18 protein-coding genes and 1 tRNA gene are annotated in these 22,838 nt (G+C 37.0%); 5 read left to right on the top strand and 14 right to left on the bottom strand.

All coding sequences use genetic code 11. The features are described from left to right. Nucleotides 1–35: 35 nt before the first annotated feature. Nucleotides 36–2,060: a ComEC/Rec2 family competence protein gene (locus K1I41_RS05885; RefSeq protein WP_220641752.1), complete on the top strand. Its 2,025-nt coding sequence runs from the start codon at nucleotides 36–38 to the stop codon at nucleotides 2,058–2,060. Nucleotides 2,061–2,074: 14 nt separating this feature from the next. On the opposite strand, the gene K1I41_RS05880 is transcribed toward K1I41_RS05885, so the two are convergent. The 5 genes from K1I41_RS05880 to K1I41_RS05860 form a co-directional block, all read right to left on the bottom strand. Continuing rightward, nucleotides 2,075–2,545 (bottom strand): thioredoxin family protein, encoded by a 471-nt coding sequence (locus tag K1I41_RS05880; RefSeq protein ID WP_220641751.1) that lies wholly within the window; start codon nucleotides 2,543–2,545, stop codon nucleotides 2,075–2,077. Nucleotides 2,546–2,609: 64 nt separating this feature from the next. Next, the gene (locus K1I41_RS05875; protein ID WP_220641750.1) at nucleotides 2,610–3,077 is read right to left on the bottom strand and encodes a thioredoxin family protein; all 468 of its coding nucleotides are present in this window, start codon (nucleotides 3,075–3,077) and stop codon (nucleotides 2,610–2,612) included. A gap of 48 nt (nucleotides 3,078–3,125) precedes the next feature. Then, nucleotides 3,126–4,868: a peptide MFS transporter gene (locus K1I41_RS05870; protein WP_220641749.1), complete on the bottom strand. Its 1,743-nt coding sequence runs from the start codon at nucleotides 4,866–4,868 to the stop codon at nucleotides 3,126–3,128. A gap of 26 nt (nucleotides 4,869–4,894) precedes the next feature. Beyond that, nucleotides 4,895–6,463, bottom strand: a complete 1,569-nt coding sequence (locus K1I41_RS05865; protein ID WP_220641748.1) for a peptide MFS transporter — start codon at nucleotides 6,461–6,463, stop codon at nucleotides 4,895–4,897. 3 nt (nucleotides 6,464–6,466) lie between these two features. Then, nucleotides 6,467–8,638, bottom strand: coding sequence for a S9 family peptidase (locus K1I41_RS05860; protein WP_220641747.1), 2,172 nt, complete (start codon nucleotides 8,636–8,638; stop codon nucleotides 6,467–6,469). Between the two features lie 163 nt (nucleotides 8,639–8,801). Here K1I41_RS05860 and K1I41_RS05855 point away from each other — a divergent pair, with 163 nt between their 5' ends. Both K1I41_RS05855 and K1I41_RS05850 read left to right on the top strand, forming a co-directional pair. Next, on the top strand, nucleotides 8,802–10,127 hold the full coding sequence (locus K1I41_RS05855; RefSeq protein ID WP_220641746.1) for a hydroxymethylglutaryl-CoA reductase, degradative: 1,326 nt from the start codon (nucleotides 8,802–8,804) through the stop codon (nucleotides 10,125–10,127). A 4-nt stretch (nucleotides 10,128–10,131) separates the two neighbouring features. Continuing rightward, complete coding sequence (locus K1I41_RS05850) at nucleotides 10,132–11,043, top strand: GYDIA family GHMP kinase (protein ID WP_220641745.1); 912 nt, start codon at nucleotides 10,132–10,134, stop codon at nucleotides 11,041–11,043. A gap of 54 nt (nucleotides 11,044–11,097) precedes the next feature. Here the strand turns inward: K1I41_RS05850 and K1I41_RS05845 are convergent, their stop codons facing one another. The 7 genes from K1I41_RS05845 to K1I41_RS05815 form a co-directional block, all read right to left on the bottom strand. Further along, the gene (locus K1I41_RS05845) at nucleotides 11,098–13,206 is read right to left on the bottom strand and encodes a peptidylprolyl isomerase (protein WP_220641744.1); all 2,109 of its coding nucleotides are present in this window, start codon (nucleotides 13,204–13,206) and stop codon (nucleotides 11,098–11,100) included. Between the two features lie 91 nt (nucleotides 13,207–13,297). Beyond that, nucleotides 13,298–14,563 carry a hemolysin family protein gene (locus K1I41_RS05840; RefSeq protein WP_220641743.1) on the bottom strand — a complete coding sequence of 422 codons (1,266 nt, stop codon included), beginning with the start codon at nucleotides 14,561–14,563 and terminating at the stop codon, nucleotides 13,298–13,300. Between the two features lie 6 nt (nucleotides 14,564–14,569). After that, on the bottom strand, nucleotides 14,570–14,767 hold the full coding sequence (locus K1I41_RS05835; RefSeq protein ID WP_220641742.1) for a hypothetical protein: 198 nt from the start codon (nucleotides 14,765–14,767) through the stop codon (nucleotides 14,570–14,572). A gap of 7 nt (nucleotides 14,768–14,774) precedes the next feature. Continuing rightward, nucleotides 14,775–15,326, bottom strand: a complete 552-nt coding sequence (gene lptC / locus K1I41_RS05830) for an LPS export ABC transporter periplasmic protein LptC (RefSeq protein ID WP_220641741.1) — start codon at nucleotides 15,324–15,326, stop codon at nucleotides 14,775–14,777. Nucleotides 15,327–15,328: 2 nt separating this feature from the next. After that, on the bottom strand, nucleotides 15,329–16,702 hold the full coding sequence (locus tag K1I41_RS05825; RefSeq protein ID WP_220641740.1) for a tetratricopeptide repeat protein: 1,374 nt from the start codon (nucleotides 16,700–16,702) through the stop codon (nucleotides 15,329–15,331). Between the two features lie 16 nt (nucleotides 16,703–16,718). Then, nucleotides 16,719–17,978 carry a BamG family beta-barrel-assembly machinery protein gene (gene bamG, locus K1I41_RS05820; RefSeq protein ID WP_220641739.1) on the bottom strand — a complete coding sequence of 420 codons (1,260 nt, stop codon included), beginning with the start codon at nucleotides 17,976–17,978 and terminating at the stop codon, nucleotides 16,719–16,721. Next, nucleotides 17,971–18,711 carry a type III pantothenate kinase gene (locus K1I41_RS05815; protein WP_220641738.1) on the bottom strand — a complete coding sequence of 247 codons (741 nt, stop codon included), beginning with the start codon at nucleotides 18,709–18,711 and terminating at the stop codon, nucleotides 17,971–17,973. Before K1I41_RS05815 ends, bamG begins: the two co-directional genes overlap by 8 nt. A 419-nt stretch (nucleotides 18,712–19,130) precedes the next feature. Between K1I41_RS05815 and K1I41_RS05810 the strand changes: the two genes are divergently transcribed. Further along, nucleotides 19,131–19,203, top strand: a tRNA-Phe gene (locus K1I41_RS05810). A gap of 230 nt (nucleotides 19,204–19,433) precedes the next feature. Here K1I41_RS05810 and K1I41_RS05805 read toward each other — a convergent pair. Together K1I41_RS05805 and K1I41_RS05800 are read right to left on the bottom strand one after the other, a co-directional pair. Continuing rightward, a complete protein-coding gene (locus K1I41_RS05805) occupies nucleotides 19,434–20,402 on the bottom strand; it encodes a sodium-dependent bicarbonate transport family permease (RefSeq protein WP_220641737.1) in 969 nt (322 codons plus the stop codon). Then, nucleotides 20,393–20,614 (bottom strand): hypothetical protein, encoded by a 222-nt coding sequence (locus K1I41_RS05800; protein WP_220641736.1) that lies wholly within the window; start codon nucleotides 20,612–20,614, stop codon nucleotides 20,393–20,395. The genes K1I41_RS05805 and K1I41_RS05800 overlap by 10 nt, the downstream gene beginning before the upstream one ends. A gap of 205 nt (nucleotides 20,615–20,819) precedes the next feature. Here K1I41_RS05800 and K1I41_RS05795 point away from each other — a divergent pair, with 205 nt between their 5' ends. After that, nucleotides 20,820–22,838, top strand: a complete 2,019-nt coding sequence (locus K1I41_RS05795) for a thioredoxin domain-containing protein (RefSeq protein ID WP_220641735.1) — start codon at nucleotides 20,820–20,822, stop codon at nucleotides 22,836–22,838.

Below are 22,838 nucleotides of genomic sequence, written 5' to 3'. Positions count from 1 at the left end.
ATAAGCAAAAAACATTCAATATCCAAAACCAACTTATGACGATATTGAAATACCCCATTATCCCAATTACAATAATAGCAGCAATAGGCATAGCCTTGGGCAGCAATAATAGTATACAACCAATAACGGCATCTGCTATTATGGCAGTGGCTTTTGCAGCTTTAGTAATGGCTTACCGCTTTTCGTTAAAAGAGTTGCTCCCCAAACCCTATTTTACCATTAGTGTAGGTATTGCAGCGTTGGTATTGGGTATATGGGTTGCATCATTACATTATGCACCCAACCACAATGCACACTATACTCGTATGATTGATGATTCTGAAAAGCCTACTATAAAAGGGTACATTTCTGAACGCATTAAACCTAATAACTTTAGCGAAAAGTATTATTTAAAAGTACAGGCGGTAAACGGACAATACGCTACTGGAAAAATTTTAGTAACAGCATCGAAGAAAAAATTTCCTGAGCTTTTAAATGCAGGTGATATTATTGTTATATACGATTCCCCTCAGCCTATTACAAAAGCAGGAAATCCGTACCAGTTTGACTATGCAGCTTACATGGAACGGCAGAATATATTTCATCAGATAAAACTAAAGAGTAACCACATTAAAGCTGGTCAGCTAAAAAATACCGATTATTATATTGAATGCTTTCGTAATGACCTTATAAGCAGCTTTAATCAGCATAATTATAGCCCAAAGGTTATGAATGTTATTAAGGCACTATTATTAGGGCAACGGCAAGATATGGATAAGGACATTAACCAAGATTATATAGATGCAGGCGTTATACACATACTTGCCATATCAGGTTTACACATAGCCATACTTTTTTACATTATCAATCTTATTCTAAAACCTTTAACCCGATTTCGTAAAAAGGGTAGGCTAATTCAATTACTGCTAATACTTGCCTTTCTGTGGTCGTTTGCTATAGTTGCAGGGTTATCAGCATCTGTGGTAAGAGCTGTTGTTATGTTTAGTTTTGTAAGTATAGGGCTATATTTTAATCGTAATGCCAATACCTTTAACTCTATAGCTGTTTCTATGTTGGTACTGTTATTGGCAAAGCCATCTTTTTTATTCGATGTTGGCTTTCAGCTTAGTTATGCTGCGGTATTTAGTATTGTTTGGTTACAGCCACTGTATCGTAAAATAAAAATTTCTAAATATAAGGTAGTCAATTATTTTGCAGACGTTGTCGTAATATCCTTAGTGGCGCAACTTGGCGTACTACCGTTAACGTTGTATTATTTTGGGCAGTTTCCTGCGCTTTTCCCCATTGCCAATATTGTTGCAATACCCGCTGTTACCGTTGTACTTGTAATGGGTATTGTAGTAGTAATAATTAACTACATATATAGCAATTTGGCTTTGCTAGTTGGCAAAGTATTGGCGTTTTTAATAGAGTGCATGAACGGGTTTATAGGCTGGATAGCTTCGTTTAAAGGGTTAGTAATAAAAGATATTTCTTTTACACTCCCACTAACAGCATCGTTATACGGAATTATTATAGCTGCGGTATTGTGGGGGTTCCAAAAAAAATACAAGCGTACGGTTGCGTTGCTTTGTGCCATAATACTATTCCAAAGCATTTACATTGTAACAAAGTGGCAACGTACCAATAGCAATGAGTTTGTTGTATTTAATAACTGGGCAAATAGCCTTATAGCGTACAAACAGAGCGGCATTACATACTTTTATAGTAATGATAGCATAGCACTTGAAAATTGGAACTTAAAAGCATACGCAAAAGGTAATTTTGCCGATAGCGTTACGGTACTACCCTTACAGCACACATTTTGGTATAAGCAAAAAAGAATACTGGTTGTGGATAGTTTAAAGATATACGAAACAGGTATAAATCCTGACATTGTTGTTCTTAGGCAATCTACAGGCGTAAACCTACAGCGATTAATTGAGACTACTAAACCAAAAGTAATAGTAGCGGATGCTACCAATTATCAAGGTTCAATAAATCGATGGAAGGCTACTTGTAACAAAAACAAAATCCCTTTTCATGCTACTGCCGAAAAGGGATCGTATATTTTAAAATAAATATTATTTAAACTCTATTTTTTAGCGTTTAAAATTGTATTTGCCTTTTCAAGCCATTTCGATGGTCCTCCTGCAACATATCCAACGGTTCCTAATGCCTCAAAGCTTATTTTACCTGCCGAATTTTCGTTACCGTTTGTAAACCATATAGTAGGGTAACCCCTCACTTTAAAAAACCTATTAAGTTCGGCGTTTTGCTGTTTTAGTTCTGGAGTTTGTTTTGTTCTTTTAGGAAAATCAAGCTCCACTAAAATTACGTTCTCTTTAGCCCACTTCTCAAACTCAGGCGTTTTTAAAACTTCTTTTTGTAGGCGTACACACCAACCACACCAATCGCTACCTGTAAAAAATAGTAATAATGGTTTTTTCGTTTCTTCAGAAAGTTTTATTGCCTTCTTAATATCAGTGTGCCATTCTGTTGTTTCCTGTGCTTGTATTGCAATAGTCCCTAAAACAACTAAAAGCGTTAAAAATATTTTTTTCATAGGTATTATTTTAATAGTATAGCGTTATATTAACTGATGTAGTATTACTCTCTTCAAAACTGGCTCATGACTGAAATTTTTCAAGAACTTTCATTAATTGTATTGCATCTCTAGGTCCTTCTAAAAGATATTTCAAATTGCCCTTATCGTCGAAGAATACTATCGTCGGGTAGGCTCTTACTTTCATAAACCTTGTAAAGTCATGTACTGAATTTCTACCTTTTTTATTAATAATATAGTTCGGATTTGAGTATTTATTTCCTTTGTATGCAACCTCACTAGCACCTTCAGCATCAAACTTAACAGCGTAATAATTTGCATTAATATAATCAACAATGTTTTTATCACGAAATGTACCTCTATCCAAAATTTTGCACGGACCACACCAATCGGTATAAACATCCATAAAAATTGGTTTTGCCTCCTTTTCTTGAGCGGCAAGTGCTTCATCAAGCGACATCCATTTAATTTCTTGCGCTTGTGTTGCTAAAGTCCCTAAGGCAACAAACAACATTAAAAGTATTTTTTTCATATATAAATTTTTAATGGTATATGTTTTCCAAAAACAATGCCGAAAAAATTAATGTACTCCATGCATTAGTTTTTTAAGGAGTGGATTCAGTAGTACAACTAATACTCCAAGCCCTACTGGAACAAGCGTAAAAATAAGGAAAAATGTTGATAGTGAGTATCTTTCCGTTATATCGTTAATCATACCTCCCATAGTACCAGCAGTTTTATTACCTATAGCAATAGCCAAATACCAAACGCCAAACATCATACCTATCATCCTTGCAGGAACCAGCTTACTAACGTAAGATAATCCTACAGGAGAAAGACAAAGCTCGCCAAGTGTATGGAATAAATAGGCAAGTATTAACCAAAGCATACTTACTTTTATATCGGCACCATTTACAATTTCGGAGGCTCCGTAAGCAAGTGATCCAAAACCTAAGCCAAGTAAAGTTAAACCAATACCATATTTTACGGCAGCAGGCGGATTATATTTGCTCTCCCATACTTTTGATATAAGCGGCGCAAAAGCAATAATAAAAAAGGAATTTAGTATCCCGAACCAAGAGGCAGCAACAACAGTTTCGTCGTTACTGAATTCGCGTTTAAGCATCCAAATTACAACACCCCATATTATCAGAAAGCTAAAACCTAATATAGTGTTACCTACTGGGTATTTTTTAAATGTTTGTGTAAAGAGTTTCCAAAGCACAAAAGTTATAATAGCTAAAGGCACTACGGTTAACAGCGTGTTTATTACTTTAAATATTGAGGCTGTAGAACCTGTTAAAGCACGCTGTGTATACTTCTCGGCAAATATAGTCATAGAACCACCTGCCTGTTCAAAGGAAGCCCAAAAGAATATAGTGAAGAATGCAAAAATAGTTACAGCAATTAATCTATCACGAGTTACACTAGAATATCGAGAAAGGCGACTTACCAAAAGTATGATGAGTAACGCTAACCCTAGTAAAATGGTGAAATTAGAACCATCGAGTCCTCCAACTTGGAAATTCAAAAGATTATTACCACTAATTTTAGAGTAGGGATCGTTAATAATCCAAACTAAACCTAAAATAAGCGATATTACAATAAGGCTAAGATCAAATGGGGTAAATGGTACTCTTTTATCACCATCAGTAACTGTTTTTTTCTCTAGCTTTTCTGCTGCAGTAGGTTTAGTTCCTATATCTCCAAAAATACCTTGTGTAAAGTAAAACTGTAACATACCAAAAAACATAAAGATACCTGCAAGACCAAAGCCCCAACTCCAACTTACTTTTTCGCCTATGTAACCGCAAAGCATAATACCCAAAAAGGCACCTGCATTTACTCCCATATAAAATATAGTGTAAGCCCCATCTTTTTTCTCGGGATGGTCTTTATACATGTACGATACAATAGATGTCATGTTTGGTTTAAAAAAACCGTTCCCGAATATTAGTAAACCTATACCAACATACAATGACATCGGAGTTTCTATAGCCATACTAGCATGTCCTAAAGTCATTAATAATGCTCCAATAACAACTGCCCAACGATAACCTAAATATTTATCGGCAAGAAAACCACCCATAATAGTGGTTAAGTATACTAATGATGTATAAGTACCATAAAGTGCTAAAGCGTTTTCTTCAGGCCATTCCCAACCACCAGTAGTAAAAGATGATATTAAAAATAGTACTAATAAGGCACGCATTCCGTAATATGAAAAGCGTTCCCACATTTCGGTAAAAAATAATACAAATAAACCTGCTGGGTGCCCTAAAACATTAGATTTAAAAAAGTCGTTCGATGTAGATGTCTCCATTTATATAGTAGTTACAATTAATTTTATTACTCCTGAAACTCTTCCAGTTCAGGTCCTTTATTGTCCATAAGTGATAGTTCACGTTCTTTATCTTCAGCACCGTGCGTGAGCCTTTTTAGGGGTTTTAATAGCGCAATTACTAAAAAGCCGAAGGCGACGGTAAAAATAAAAATGGCAGTAAAAATAGTCATTTCGCCATAGTGCTCGGCATTCTCTCCAAGTATTCCGGCTACCTTATTTCCTAATCCTGTAGAGGCAAAATAAACTCCCATCATTAGCGAAGCGTACTTTACTGGGGCTAATTTAGTAATAAATGATAATGCTACTGGAGAGGCGCATAATTCGCCAATAGTATGAAAAAGATAAGCCAATACTAACCAATACATAGCCGACTCTCCGTTGGCTTGGTACTGCATTGAGGCAAATATCATAAATACGAAGCCCGTGCCCATTATAATGGTACCTGTTGCCATTTTAAATAACGATGAGGCCTCTTTGTTTTTGAGTTTTCGTTTTGCCCAGTAATTGGCTACTACTACTGCAAATAGTATAATAAACCCAGCGTTTAAGCCCTGAAATACTGCAGTAGGTATTTCGAAAAGTCCGAAAAAGTCGCGGTTGGTTTTTTGTTCTGTATATAAACTCATTAACCCGCCTGCCTGCTCAAAAGCACCCCAAAATACAATTACAATTCCAAAAGAAAGTAAGAGTACTAAAAAGCGATCTTTCATTACCTGCGTTTCAAGATCTTTGTAAATTACCATCATTAATCCGATAACAAAAGTAACAAACACAAATAGCAATCCGTAAGCCCAGTTATCGGTTCCCTCAAAGCTAAAACCAGCATATACAGAAAGAATTATAAGGGCTATAAATATAATGGCGTGCTTAGTTGATTTAAATAACCTGCTGTACATTGCTCCTAGCGAAACATCATTTTTCTTCTCTTCAACTGTAGGTACATTTCCTACATGAACTAAATATTTTTGCCCCCATACATATACAATTAAACCCAATAGCATACAAATACCTGCTAAACCAAAACCATAATGCCAGCCATATACTGCAGCAACTATACCTACAGACGATGTTGCCAGTAAAGAGCCTAAGTTTATACCAATGTAAAATATACTAAAACCTTTATCTCTGCGTATGTCGTTAGGTTTGTAAAGCCCTCCTACCATAGTTGATATGTTGGGTTTTAACATCCCTACACCCAATACGATAAGCCCAAGTCCTGTAAAAAATGCCCATTCTGCCTCTACTGCCAATACACCATGCCCAAACACCAGAATAATGGCACCTACTAACACCGACCTTTTTTGTCCGATAAACTTATCGGCAATCATACCTCCAGGTATCGACATCACATATACCAGCATAGTGTACCAACCATATAATGCCAACGATTCAGAATTTGTCCACCCAAGCCCCGGATTGTCTCCTACTGTTTTGGCTACCATATATATGGTAAGTAGCGCACGCATACCGTAGTACGAATAACGCTCCCACATTTCGGTTAAGAATAATATATAAAGCCCTACCGGATGCCCAAAAAGTTCTTTTTCGTGCGGTTGTTTTGCTAGTGTAGCCATGTATTATAGTTTCTCTTTAATAAAATTAGTCATTTTGGTATAGAGTTGTAGTCGTGTAGCACCACCATATATACCATGATTTTTATCGGGATAAATTGCCCAATCAAATTGTTTGTTTGCTTGTACTAATGCCTCTACCATAAGCATGGTATTTTGCAGGTGTACATTATCATCGGCAGAGCCATGTACTAATAAGTAAGCTCCTTTTAATTTTGATACGTGATTTATCGGCGAATTTTCGTCGTAGCCCGATGCATTTTCTTGTGGAGTTTGCATGTAACGCTCGGTATAAACCGTATCGTAAAAGCGCCAGTTGGTTACGGGTGCAACAGCAATAGCCATTTTAAAAACGTCGTTACCTTTTAGCAGGCAGTTGGATGACATAAAACCGCCATAACTCCAGCCAAATATCCCTATGCGAGAAGCATCTACGTAATCGTAATTACCTATTATTTTGGCTGCTGCTATTTGGTCTTCTACTTCGTACTTACCCAATTCTTTATAGGTTACTTTTTTAAAGTCGGCACCTTTAAAGCCTGTACCCCTACCATCTACACAGGCTACTATATAGCCTTGTTGTGCCAACATCATAAACCAATAATCGTTATAGCTATGCCATGTATTGCTTACCTCTTGCGAACCTGGTCCGCTATATTGGTACATAAACACTGGGTATTTTTTAGTAGCGTTAAAATTGGCTGGTTTTATCATCCAAGCATTTAACTTATCGCCATTAGGGGTGGTAATAACTGTAAATTCTTTTTGAGGTAGGTTGTAAGCCTCCAAGCCTTTTGCCAATGCTTTATTATCCACTATTACTTTTACCTGCTCACCATTTTTGGCTCTATTTAGCGTATAGTTGGTTGGTGTAGTACTATTGGAAAAAGTATTGATGAAATAATCGAATTTAGGGCTAAAAGTAGCCTTATTAGTACCTGTTTGTGGGGTGAGGCGTGTTTTATTTTTACCTTTAATGCTTATGCGGTATACATCGCGGTTAATAGAACCGTTTTCTACTGATTGGTAAAAAATGTTTTTGGAGTTTTTATCGTAACCATAATAGGCTGTAACTTCCCAATTACCGCTTGTAACTTGCTTTTTTAACTTACCTGTACTGGCATAATGGTAAATATGGTTGTAACCATCTTGCTCGCTCGTCCAAATAAAGCTGTTATCCTCTAAAAAAGTAAGGTTATCTGTAATATCTATGTAAGCGTCGTCTTTTTCGTTTAAGATGCCTGTTGTTGTACCTGTGTTAGCATCAACAAAAACAAGATTAAGATTGTTTTGATGCCTATTCAGTAACTGCACGCTTAGGGTTTGTGCATCATTAGCCCACTGTATACGCGGAATGTAGTACGCATTAAAATCGCCTAAATTAATTTTTTTAGTCGCATCTGTTTTTACGTCGTATATGTGTAATGATACTTTAGAGTTTTTCTCGCCTGCTTTTGGGTATTTAAAGGTATAAGGGTTAGGGTATAAACCTTGGTTATACATTTCCATAGTAAATTCAGGCACTTCGGTTTCGTCGAATCGTATAAATGCTATCTTATCACCTGTGGCATTCCAATCGTAAGCGCGTACAAAAGCGAACTCCTCCTCATACACCCAATCGGTAATACCGTTTATAATGGCATTCTTTTTACCGTCATTAGTTATTTGAGCTACTTTTTTGGAGGCTAAATCGTAAACATAAAGGTTGTTTTGATAAGCACATGCTATTTTAGCGTTATCAGCAGAAAAAGTAGGCTCCTGTATAGGTTCGTCACCCAATTTGGTCAACGATTTTGTTGCAATATCATACACAAAATAATCTGCTACAAAAGAGTGTCGAAAAATATATTGTGAGTTTGTAGCTATCAATATCTTTTTCTCATCTGGGCTAAAAGTATAACTGTCTATACTTTTTAAATCGCTATGGTCTTCCGAGTTTATTAGAGTACTTACTTTATTTAGCGTTGCAAAATCGTATAAATCTATTTGGGCAGTACCTGCATTCCAATCACGGTTTAAAACGGTGTACTGATTGGTGTTTTTCATGGCATGCAACTCGTCCATACCTTGCGTACGGAAATAGCCTTTCCATATTTTATCTAACGTTATATTTTGCTGTGCTACTACAGGCAGTGTTGCCAGTAAAAATAAAAAAAAAGTCCTTTTAATGATGCTCATTTTGTAGGTGGTAAAAAACTCCCAATTTTAGTAAAAATTTATGACTTATGAGCTGTTTTTTTTGTTAAATGCATTTTTGATGTTAAATCGCTGCTGTAATATTTTAGTAAATACAAGTGCGATACCATATCTTTGCGGCTAATATTATTTTAAGCAACTGGGAATGAGTAAAGCAATAGCGGGGTTTTCTAAACTAAGCAAAAAAGAAAAAATAGCATGGATTACTGACACCTATTTTTCTGACCCCAACCAAGCAACCGCTTTAATTGAAAAGTATTGGAATAACGATACAAAATTACAGCAACTGCACGACGAATTCATTGAAAATACTATTAGTAATTTTTATTTACCGCTAGGTATAGCGCCTAATTTTACAATAAACAACAAAAATTATACGCTACCTATGGCTATCGAGGAAAGCTCGGTAGTAGCAGCAGCATCCAAATCGGCTAAATTTTGGGCAACGCGCGGTGGTTTTAAAGCTACCGTGCTGGATACCGAAAAAATAGGTCAGGTACACTTTATTTTTAAAGGGGATAGCAGCAAATTAGAATCGTTTTTTGAAACCATAAAGTCAAAACTTATTGCCGAAACTGATAGCATTACGGCTAATATGCAAAAGCGCGGTGGTGGAATACGTACTATTGAACTGCGCGATAAAACATCCGAATTAGCAAACTATTATCAATTGCATGCTACGTTTGAAACCGTAGACAGTATGGGTGCCAACTTTATTAACTCGTGTTTGGAGCAGTTTGCCAAGACATTAAAAAGCGAAGCAACAACTTATCCCGAATTTAACGAACAGGAGCAAAATATACAGGTAGTGATGAGCATATTATCCAATTATGTGCCTAATTGCGTAGTTCGTGCCGAAGTTTCGTGTCCTGTGAGCGATTTAAATGAAGATAAAGACATAACTCCAGAAGAATTTGCAGAGCAATTTATTACTGCTATAAAAATAGCCGAAATTGAGCCGTTTCGTGCAGTTACGCATAATAAAGGCATTATGAATGGTATTGATGCTGTTGTATTGGCTACAGGTAACGATTTTCGTGCTGTAGAGGCAGGCGTACATGCGTATGCTGCTAAAGAAGGGACGTATGCGAGTTTATCGCATGCCGAAGTTAAGGATGGCGCTTTTAGATTTTGGATTGATGTACCACTAGCACTGGGTACTGTAGGCGGACTTACCTCTTTACACCCGTTGGTAAAATTCTCGTTAGAGTTGTTAGGCAAGCCTTCTGCAAAAGAATTAATGCAAATAGTAGCCGTAGCAGGACTTGCACAAAACTTTGCCGCATTGCGCTCGTTAACTACCACAGGCATACAACAAGGGCATATGAAAATGCACTTGATGAACATACTGAACCAATTGGAAGCAACCGAAACCGAGAAGCAAAAAGCAGTAAAGCATTTTGAAAAGAACACAGTAAGCTATGCTGCTGCGAACGAATTTGTGGAGGGACTACGAAAAGTAAACGCTTAATACTTTGAAAAAGACTTTTTACAGCAACGGAAAATTACTACTAACTGGCGAATATACCGTATTGGATGGTGCTAAAGCCTTTGCACTCCCCACCAAGTACGGGCAATACTTGCACGTAGCACCCAACAATAACAAAACAATTTTGTGGAAAAGCCTTGATGCCAACAGTACTACTTGGTATAACGACGAATTTAGTATTGAGGATATTGTATTAAAAAGTACAAACAGCCAAAATAGCATTACCAATACACTTATTACAATACTACACGAGGCATACAAAGCAAACCCCAAAATATTGGATAACGCAACAGGTTTTACAGTTGTAACCGAACTAACATTCCCGAAGCATTGGGGTTTAGGAACATCATCAACCTTAATAAACAATATAGCCCAATGGTTTGGTATTGATGCGTACCAATTGCTTTGGAAAAGTTTTGGTGGCAGCGGATACGATATTGCTTGTGCACAGCATAAAACACCAATACTATACCAGATAGCAAATGGCAAACCTAAAGTTACTCCGATGACTTTTGTACCGAATTTTACGGAAAACCTTTATTTTGTGTACCGTAACCAAAAGCAAGATAGCCGTGAAGCTATAGCAAGCTATAAAGACAAAAAAAATGATTTGACTGATAGCATCAATCAAATTAATGCGATAACAGAACAGCTACCAAATACCACAACTTTTGCTGATTTTACAGCACTACTGGATGAGCATGAAGCAATAATGAGTGAGGTATTAGACACACCTACCGTGAAAGAAGCTGTTTTCTCGGACTTTGAGGGCAGTTTAAAAAGTCTTGGGGCTTGGGGTGGCGATTTTATACTGGCAGCCTGTAAAGACGACCCTACGGCTTATTTTAAAACCAAAGGTTATACAACCATAGTCCGTTATAAGGATATGATATTATAAATAAAAAAAGTCCTGCAAATGCAGGACTTTTTTTATTGTATGTATAGCATTAGCTTATTGGTTAAACTCGCCTCTGTTATCTTCAATATCTGCTTTCTCCTTTAGTGCAGTAGTAAGTCTGGATTGTACTCCCCCTCTACTCTGCGACTGTGTTCTGGCAATAGTTGCATTATGGTTTGGTAACTCAGGTGCTTTAGTAACTGATTTTGTTCTTACCATAAACACGCCTGTTTTACCCTCTATAAGTCCTGAGTTTTTGCCTTCCTCCAGTTTGTAAGCTTTACCTACAACTTTAGGCTCAGCACCTACTCCTGTAATAAGTGGTGCAGCAAGCGAAATATCAGCAGCTGTAGCAATAGTAGATCCTGTAGCCTCTGCAACAGCATCAACAGTATCGCCTTTCATTTTTTCTTTTATCAGTACTGCTTTTTTCTCATTCATAAGAATTGGCATTACTGTAGTTTTAGCTTCTTCTAGTGATTGTAAGCCATTTTCGTTTCTTGATTTAAGACGTACTACAGCATGTCCGTTAGTAACATCATATTTTTTAACGTCGCCCTCTTTAGTATCTTCAGAGAATGCCCAACGAACAATTTCTCTGTAGTCACCTAAGCCTTGAATTTTCTCATCATGAAGTCCTATTTTAGTAGCAGACTTAACTTCCTGGTCTATTTCTTTAGCCAAGTCTTCTAGCGGTTTCTCTTGTGCATCCATTTCTAATTTGGTAGCTACGGTAAACACATTGTCACTAGTACGTTCCGATGGTTGTATTTTTTTAGCTACTGTAGCAATTTGTACAGCATCGTACTTATCCATTACCTCAATAATATGGTAACCAAAGTCGGTTTCAACTACGTCCATTTTACCAACAGCATTGTTAAATACAAAGTCGTTAAACTCAGGCACCATTTGCCCTTCGTATACATTATCGTAAACACCACCTTTATCTTTAGAGCCTGGGTCTTCGCTATTTTCTTTTGCTAGCTTCGCAAACGAATCTGGGTTTGCCTTTGCCTTACGCATAATATCGTCTGCTTTTGCTTTTGCCTCTTCCTTCGTTCTGTCAGCAGGGCTTGGCGATTTACTACCTTCGTAAGATACAAGAATGTGTCTTACTTTTGCGGTACTACCTGGCTTTCTTGCCATCATCTTGCTAATCTTAAAGTAACCGTTATCGGTATAGGGTCCGTAAACAGCACCTTTTTCAAGATTAAATAATTGCTCAGCATGGTCTAACGGTAAATCTTTCTTAGCTACGTACGTAGTATCGTAAGGAATATCCGAATTGTTGTTTACAAATTCTTTTATGTTAGGTACATTACCTCTAAAACCTGGAATGGTATCGTTAGTTTTAGTTTGCTCGTTGTATACAACGCGTGGCGAAAGTAAATTGTTAATATCTTTACGAATATCCGCTTCATCTTGTGCCGATGCCTTATTTTCTATAAATACAAAATCAAGTGCCACTGTTGGGTCTGCTTTGTATTTCTTTTCATTTTTGTTCATATAGGCAATCATTTCGTCGTCCGAAACTTTTACCTCATCATCGTTAATTGTAGTATACGGTACAAATACATAATCAAAAGTAACTTTATTGTTCTCTAGGTTGTATTTTGCTTTACCATCTAACTTTGTAGTTATAAAGCCCGCTTTTATCATATTAATGTAAAGTTGCTTTTTAGCAGCATTCTCTACAGCTGGTAAATTACTTTCAATGTTTTTCCATGCTTCTGGATTAGTCTCTTTTAGGTTTACTAAAAACTCATTGAATTTTGCTTTATCAAATTCGCCAAGTGCATTTTGGAACTGTGGATTACGAGAAACCGAAGGATCTTGAGCGTACATGTTATACACATGGTCTCGCCCTACGCGTATACCTGCCTCCTCATAACGCTTTTCGTAAAGGGCACGCTCTACTTCCTGATTCCAAACCATTGTAGAGGCTTGTGTAGGACTTAAGCCTTGCTGTCTGCTTTGTGCAGCACTTACCTTTTGCAAAAACTCCTGCACAGGGATATCCTTACCATTTACACTTCCTATATTTTTAGTAACACCAAAACCACCGTTACCTATTAAATCGGTAACAATAAATGCTAGTAGTGAGAAACCAATAACAAGTATTAGAAGTAATGAACGTTGTCTAATTTTTGATAAAACCGCCATTTTTATTCTTTATTAATTTTTATTTCAGTGGGCGAAAATACAATTATCTCTTTAATAATAAAAGTAGTGTAGTTATATTTTCTAAAGTTTTTTATTTCTCTTGCAAGGGCTTTAACCAGATGCGTTCTATTTTTTTATTTGAAGCCGCTTCTATCACAATCTCAAAGTTATCCAGCTTTATTTTTTCGCCTGTTTTGGGTATCTCTTTTGTGTTATCTACCACAAAACCACCAAGGGTTGCGTAGGAGTCACTTTCTGGCAACTCCAGCCCATATTGCTCGTTTATATACTCTACATCACATCGTGCAGAAAACACATACGCACCGTTATCCAATACTTTCTCAATAAACTCTTCGTCAGAATCGTGTTCGTCCTCTATCTCACCAAAAAGTTCTTCAATAATATCCTCTATGGTTATAATGCCCGATGTACCTCCATATTCGTCAAGCACCACAGCCATACTTTTGCGTTTACGGGTAAGTATGTTAAGTAACTCTTTTATGTAAATGGTTTCGGGTACATACTCAATGGGTATCATGGCATCTTTTATGGTTTTTGGTTTTTTAAACAACTCAAAAGAATGTATGTAACCTATAATATTATCGAGGGTATCTTGGTATACAATTACTTTGGAGTAGCCCGTATCTACAAATAGCTCACGCAATTCGGCAACAGCGTCGTTAAGCTCAACGGCAGCAATTTCAGTACGTGGCGTCATTACCTCACGGGCTTTTAAATCTGAAAAATCCAACGCATTCTGAAACATTTGTATTTCGGAATCCATATCGTCTTGGGCATTTACGCCGTCCATTTGCTCGTTAATGTAGTTTCCTAACTCGCCTCGTGTAAAATACGCTTCCTTAGTATCTCCGTTGGTTCGTAGTATTTTTAATAAGATGAAATCGGATATTTTTATCACAAAAATGGATATCCAATAAAAGAGAAACGAAAAGATGTAGGCAGGGAGTGCAAAGAATTTTATGAGTGTGTTGGCGTATATTTGGAAAAATACTTTGGGGAGGAACTCTGCTGTAATTAATATAACAAATAACGATACTATTATTTGCAATAAAACCTCGTAAAATAATGGTATTTGCCAGCCTGTTGCTACAATCCAGCCCATTACTGCATTACCCATGTAGTAACCGTATACTACTAATGCTATGCTGTTACCTACTAGCATGGAGGTAATAAATTGTACGGGGTTTTCGGTAAGTTTGGTAAGTATTTTGGACATTAGGGTGGTTTGCTTACGCTCTACACCCAAATAGACTTTATTGGACGATACATAGGCAATCTCCATCCCTGAGAAAAAGGCTGACAGGAAGAGACTGGTTATAATTATCGTAACTTCCATACTATGTTAGTTTTCCTTATTTTGATCTCTTTTAGCGAATTTTTTGGCATTACGCATCCTGAAAAAGAATAGGAAAATAGAAACCGCAGCAAAGAAGAACATTATTATACTGTCCTCGTTATTACGTAGTGCATTTATGCCTTCGTAAATAAAAAAAGCGGCTACAGCAAGGTAAATATATGCTGTTATTTTAAGGTATTTCATGTTAGTGCTATTCTACGTTATTAATTTCGCCATTGTTGTGCTGCATATTAAACACCTTGAAATCTTTGCTAAAGTCGATTCCAACGCCTTGTATGAAGCTCTCCTTGCCATCTGTAAATTTAAAGCTTTTTTCGGTATAAAACCACTCGTTTTTTTGGTCGTAGTACAATTGTGGTGCCTGTAGCTCCTTACCATCGTACGAGGTTATTTTTACATTGCCCTGCAAATCGATAATATGGGTATCATCGTAACTAATAGCATAATCGGAAACCACAAAGCTGTTTTTACCCGATTTATCAATAAGGGTTAGGTGTATGCCCTCTGGAAACTCGTTAAATTTATACTGCATGTTAGAATAATCGAGCATTAGCGGACTTACCAATATGGCTTTTACTTTGCCCGAGTCGGTATATTTTAGGTTAATATCCTCCGAGCGTGCTGCGGGTGCAAAAGCAACTGTATTTATACGCTGTACATCTTTAAAGTTGGTTTCGCAGCTTATTAAAAACCCCGAAGCAATAATTACAAACAATACTATAGCCCGTACAAATTGCCTCATTATTACAGTTTTGGAAGTTTAATGGTTTCGTTTATCCAGCAACCGAAAGTAACCTCATCGCCTCGGCGGTATCCTGCTGCTTTTGCCTCTGATTTAGAAGGTAATTTCTCTTTATAACGTTCTGCCATGGCAGCAGCGGTAGTTTTGTATCTCGATTCTGCCTCCTCCGCTTTTTTAGTTGCTTCTAGTGCTAAAAACACTAATGCTTTACGCTGAAAATCGGTTAAATTGCATTCGCCGCCACTGGTAACCGAAGCATACATTTGTGCCAGCATAATGTAGGGTTTACCAAATTCGGGGTTTGTTTCGGCAGCTTTTAAAGCATATTGTTTTGCTGTTTTTTTGTCGATATTTCTGTATACCGATGCAATTTCGTAATACTTATTGGCTTTATTTTTTATGTCATTATCTAATGCTACCGATTTTTCAAAGTAATATATAGCGTCTTTAGTATTACCGCGCTTAAGTTCTATTTTACCCAGTCTGTAATTGGACTGCGCTGTGGGCTGTGTTTTTTGTATTGCGGTAGCTGCATTGTACAGTACCTCGTTATTATAACATTTATTATTGTACATTACATCGGCTACTGCACCAAGCCATTCAATATCCGCCTTATGGTCGTTATAACTCCTAGCATAATATTCTGATAGTACCTCGCACGAAAAGTGTTTGGATGCCATAATACTAATGTTATCAGCAACGGCATCTAGTGCATCTAATGCTGGGTCAGCATCAGCTAATAGTTGCTTCTCTTCATCGGTAAGTATTGCTGTTTCCTGCTTTTGCAATAAGGTTGCTTTTTGCGTGGTAAGCTTATTTTGGGCGTAGGCAACTTGCGCTGCTATAGTAGCGTATTTTTCAACAAATTCTTTTTGAGATATTGTTTTGCCCGATTCGTACTTTTGTAAATACAGGTTAAAATAGGTCTGTAAAGCATCGTAATCGGTAAACTTTTTTTTGTGGGCAGCAAAAAAAGTATCTAGCATTTTGTACACCTCATCGTCATCAGCCATTTGCTGCTCTTTTAGCAATAAGGCTTTGCGTACCAAACTACCATTGCCTGGAAAGTTTTTTTCGTAATCGGCATACAATACTAAAAGCGTATCTATGTTAGCCCTTTTAGTTTCGGGGGTGCGAGACGATTCTATTTTATACTTGTACATTTTCTCGGCGTAAGTGTATATTTTAGTATCGTACTTGGGGCAATCCTTTTGTAGTATTGCCAAAATATCCTGAGCATCGGTATAACTTCGGGATTTTACCTTTTCTTCATATATTTCAAATTGCTTTTCGCATTTATCGGTAGTTTGCGCTACCGCAGTAAACACCAAAGTGTTTAGTACTATAGTTACTAAAAAGGCAAGTTTCTTTTTCATAATCCCAAAATTTTAATTAATCATACTTTCGCTTCACAAACCATCTATCGTTTAAAGAGATACTAACAAATACATTTATATAATTTTCCTGTACGAGGTTGGCATTGGTTGTACCGCGTTGCCCTAACTCCAAACCTAAATTAAGGTTAGACGAAAAGTAGTTTAATGGTAAACCCATACCCAAAGATATACTATAATCGTTTATTGACTCGTTATTAAGCACAAGCCCTGTTTTTTCATATTTTAATCCTGCCCTGTAGGTTATTTTACTAAAATAACTATTAAAGGACTGATATTTTGGTGTATAATATCCTCCCAACGATACTCTGTGCGATGCTTCGAAGCTAGCATTAGTTACATCGTCAAAACGATTCCCTAACTCGTTACTTTCCTGAAACGTATACTCAGCACCTACAAACCATTTGCTTTTTAATCCTAAACCTGAGCCAAGCGTAACTTTTGATGGTAAGGTAACATCATCAGACCCAACGGTAACATCTATTTCATCTACAATAATTTCACTCGAACCGGCAAAGGTTATTGTTGCCAATTGTCGTTCAGTATCGCTAGATAGTTTAGATGATGGCGCATAGGTTGCACTGGTAAACCAATCGTATTTTTGATTGATTTTAGTTTGGAACATGGCTCCAATATTAAACGATATACCGCTATAATCCGATGTATTAATTTCGCGAGTAGGATATTGTACAGGAACACTTGGTAATGCTGTTATCGATTTTGTTTCGATGGTACCAAAATTATACTGTGCATCTGCCCCCAACGATAGTTTTGGCGTTATTTTATACGATACTCCTGCAAAAACACGGGTAAGCCCTCCTTCGCCTTCAAATTGCGTAAATGTTTCAGTATCGTCTTGTACTACAGTATTCTCTATTCGATATCCCACAGAGCTATAAGGCAATACCCCAACCGCTAAGGCCGTCTTTCTGGAAATGGGTATACCCAACGCTAAATAATCGAGGGTTGTTCGGGTTGCCTCGCTTTCTGCTGCATCTGTTTTTAATGTTGTTGCCGAATACGTACTTCCTAACGTAAAACTGGTAAGTAACAACGAGCTGTACGATGCTGGATTTTGTAAATTCATGTGTATACTATCGGGTAATATACCCAAACCACCCATAGCTCGATTCTCTACAGTACCTTTAAATTTTAAATCGCCAATACCGTAGTACGAATAAGGAGAAGAGTTGTTTTGTTGCGAAAAAACCATCGCGGTGAAAAGCAGGCAAATACCTACAATAAATCTTTTAATCATTTTCGATTTTTATAGTATATAAATATAATTTATTCAGACTTTCGAGCAGAAAATTTGAATTGACAAATATGGTGTTTTTTAATCTTTTAGCCAAAAATTCGGCATCTCCTCCTGTCAATATTATTACCACATTGCCATACTGTTCAATATACCTGTGCATAAAGCCCTCAATTTCATAAAGTAAACCATTAACTACACCCGAATGCATGGCTTGTTTTGTGGTAGTACCAACATAACTAGCAGGTATTTCTGGGTATAACAACGGAAGTTTTGCCGTAAAATTATGCATGGACTCGTACCGCAACCGAAGACCTGGCGCAATTGCTCCACCAATATACTGGTTTGCTCTATCAATAAAGTCGTACGTAATGCACGTACCAGCATCAATAACCAGCCTGTTTTGCTGCGGAAATTGCAATACTGCCCCTGCCGAAAGCACCATCCTATCTATACCCAACGTTTTTGGAGTTTTATAACAATTTGTAAACGGAAAATCTGAATTACGATTAATAATCGTTAAACTGCCTTGGGTTTGTAACCATAACAACAGTTGAGCATCCTCTTCCCCTACTGATGAGAGTACTATTTTAGAAATTTCGGCGTATTGCGTAAAAAGTTTTTGAATTTCGTGCTTTATATCGCCCTTGTTAAAACTTAGCTTATTAACTAAGGTATCTGCATCAAAAACAGCTACTTTAATTTTAGTATTGCCAATATCTATTGCTAAAAGCATCTTTTTTTTATTAGTTGAACAAAGATACAAATTGATTTTTTGCTAAGTCAATACCACTAAAAGGCGATAGCAGCTATGCTGTAGCATACAAAAACTATTTAAAGGGGACTTCTACAATTGATGATAGGCAGAATAAAATATTTTAAATAGGTTTAAACTAGCCAAAAAATTAGGGTATAACCGTTTGTACTTTTATGGTACGTTAACAAATGTTGTGTGGCAGTTACGCCAATTTTTTATTGATTCTCCTGATTATGAATACATAGAGCCAAACGATTATTTGATTAAGTAAAATTGCACTGCTGGACAAGGCTAAAATTAATATTTGAACTTGAAAAAATGAATTTATATTTTTTTAGTTTTTATTTTGGATAGTACAAAAATACCCCTATATTTGCACCCGCAATAACAGCAATAACGGTACCTTAGCTCAGTTGGTAGAGCAATGGACTGAAAATCCATGTGTCCCTGGTTCGATTCCTGGAGGTACCACAAAAAGCCCACTCAATGAGTGGGCTTTTTTAGTTATAATACATTTTTTATCTATATTCGGGGTTATCGAATCCCCAGCGTTTACCATTATCCCAATCTTTTCTGGAATTACCGTAAACAGGGTAGCCATCATTTGCTTTTAGCATTAGCATCTTCATCTAAAATAATTTGGTTCAGGTTCCACCTCTCCTATTCAACCAGAATCGACCTGCGGTGGTATGGTGTGGCAGTTAGGTATTCAGGATAATCATTAAGTAAAAAGGCAAGCCTATTGTAATATTTACGGGGAAGGTTACCGCAAGTGCCATGGGCAAAAATATACCTGGGTTGGCTTTAGGTACGGCTATTTTCATGGCAGCTGGTACGGCAATGTATGATGCGCTTGCTGCAAGTACAGCAAATATAAAGCGGTTACCAGGGTCTTGCGTAATAAGCGCACTGGCTATTGCAACTACACAACCATTTACTAGCGGCATGCATATTGCAAAAAAGGCACTAAACCAACCACTTTTAAAAAAGTCGTTCAATTTTCGTCCGCTTACAATACCCATATCAAGTAAAAAAATGGCAAGGAATCCTTTAAAAATATCAGTAGTAAAAGGTTTAATACCCAGTGCTTGCTCCTCGCTTGCTAAAAAACCAATTAATAAACTACCTAATATAAGTAGTACACTACCGTTGGTTAACGAGTGGTGTATAACCGTTTTCATGCTAGAGGGTTGTGCATTACCACTCTTTTTAGTGTATAATCGTATTAAAATCACACCTACAATAATTGCAGGAGCTTCCATAAGCGCCATTACAGCCACCATATGCCCACTAAAGGTATAGCCCTGAATTTCTAAAAAGGATACTGCGGTTACAAAGGTAACGGCACTCACCGAGCCGTATGCCGCTGCAATAGCACCAGCATTATCTATAGTATATCGTTTTTTAAGTAAGAAGAAGCTGTACAATGGAATGAAAACAGCTATAAAAATTCCGAAAACTACCGACCAAACTATCTCTAACGAAAAATTACTGTGTGCTAACTCCTGCCCTCCTTTAAAGCCAATGCTAAAAAGCAGGTATAACGAAATAAATTTTGATGAATTAGACGGAATTTCAAGATCACTTTTAAATCGTACGGCTATAATACCCAGTAAAAAAAATAAAAGTGCAGGGTTGGTAAGGTTATCCAGCAGTAAATTTAAATCCATGCAGTACTTTTCTTTTTATTAGTTTCTTCATCTGCTGCAATATTCCTGTTGGCGGTCATAACAGCATATCCACTAAATAAAAAACCACTACCTAATACGGCTTGGTACGGCAAACTTTCTGCCTCTACAAAGGTTAGTCCTAAACCTAGCATTAACCAAAGTAATGCTGCGATAAGTAATGAACGGTTTGATTTGATAGAATTTCTAGGCATAATTTGTTGATTGTTACAGGTGCAAATTTCAAAAAACAAATCCATTAATTTTTATTTATATAATTAATACAACCCATAAACAATAATTATAGGTTGTATTGTATAGTAAACACGTTGCTTTGCAAGCATATAGGTACTGAATGAGCATATAAACATTTTTTTCGAATTGGGTTTTAAGTAACTTTACCTTCCAAAATTTGATACTATGAATGAACTACATAAAGAAACGAGCCCTTACCTATTACAGCACGCCAACAACCCCATATACTGGAAGGCATGGAACCAAGAAGCATTGAAAAAAGCAAAAGAAGAGAATAAATTAATTGTAGTAAGCGTAGGCTACTCCGCATGCCATTGGTGCCATGTAATGGAGCACGAAAGTTTTGAAGATGAGGAGGTAGCCACGGTTATGAACAAACACTACATATCGATAAAAGTAGATAGAGAAGAACGCCCTGATGTAGATGCCGTATACATGAAAGCGGTACAATTAATGACACGGCAAGGCGGATGGCCTATGAATGTGGTTTTACTACCCGATGGCAAGCCTGTTTGGGGTGGCACTTATTTTAAAAAGGAAAATTGGATATCGGCATTGAAGCAACTACAAGACATGTATACCAATGAGCCTGAAAAAATGATAGACTACGCTGAAAAATTGTACAATGGCGTAGCAGGCATGAACTTGGCAGGTGGAGCAACTAACGAAGCACTGCCACCACCTGAAAACATAAAGCCTATTGTAGATAAATGGACTGACAGTTTTGATAACGAATATGGTGGTTACGCACGTGCTCCGAAATTTATGATGCCGAATAATTACTTGTTTTTACAACGATATGGCCATCAAACCAATAATACCGAATTACTACATTTTGTTGATTTAACACTAACCCGTATGGCATGGGGTGGGCTTTTTGACACTGTTGGTGGCGGATTTTCGCGCTATTCTGTAGATATGAAATGGCATGTGCCCCACTTTGAGAAAATGCTTTACGATAATGGGCAGCTTATGAGTTTGTATGCCGAAGCCTATAAACGCACCAAAAATAAATTGTATAAAGAGGTATTGGAAAAAACCCATCGGTTTATTAAAGAAGTACTCACAGCAGAAAATGGTGCTTTTTACAGTGCGCTTGACGCTGATAGCTTGGACGAAAAGGGACGTTTAGAAGAAGGTGCTTTTTATGTTTGGACAAAAAACGAACTACAAGATATACTAGGCAACGATTTTGATTTATTTGCAACAGTATTTAATAGTAACGATTTTGGTTACTGGGAAGAGGACAATTATGTACTAATACAAAACCAACCAATAGATGCATTGGCAGAAGCTGCTGGCATTGCTCCCGAAACCTTACATCAAAAAAAGAAACATTGGGAAGGTTTGCTTTACGCAGCAAGGGAAAAAAGAGCAAAACCACGATTGGACGACAAAATACTAACCTCTTGGAATGCCCTGATGCTTAAAGGCTATATTGATTGTTACCAAGCACTAGGCGATGAACATTATTTAGATATTGCCCTTAAAAATGCCGAATTTATAGCCAATACTATGTGGCACGAAAACGGGTATTTATGGCGCACCTATAAAAATGGAACAGCCAAAATACAAGGATTTCTTGAAGATTATGCCCATACATCCAATGCGTTTATAGCCCTACACCAAGCTACTATGGACGAAAAATGGTTGTTGTATGCCAAGCAATTAGCCGACTATTGTTTGGATAATTTTTATAATGAAAAACAGCAGTTTTTCAGCTTTAACGCTGCCAATAGCGAACAACTAATAGCACCTCATTTTGAAACTGAAGATAATGTAATACCCGCATCCAACTCTGTAATGGGTAACGTACTGTACACATTAAGCCTATTCTTTCATAATAACTATTATGAAAAAGTGGCTTTGCAAATGCTATACAACATTATACCAAGTTTAGATTATCCTTCGGCGTTTTCCAACTGGCTTAATTTATGGCTAACGTTAGGGCACGAAAATAAAGAACTCGCAATATGCGGTAAAAATGCTAACGAGGCAGCAAAAGCCATACACAGTGAGTACTTACCACACATAATAACAGTAGGTTGCACATCAAAATCTCAAGTACCTATACTAGCCAATCGTTTTGTTAAAGATAGTGTAATGTTTTATGTTTGTAAGAATAATACTTGTAATTTGCCAACAAATTCAATAATCGAAGTAACAAAACAATTAAAAATTTAA

The sequence above is a fragment of the Flavobacterium litorale genome (assembly GCF_019613795.1).
Classification (GTDB): Bacteria; Bacteroidota; Bacteroidia; order Flavobacteriales; family Flavobacteriaceae; genus Flavobacterium; species Flavobacterium litorale.
This window is presented reverse-complemented; position numbering and strand designations above follow the sequence as displayed.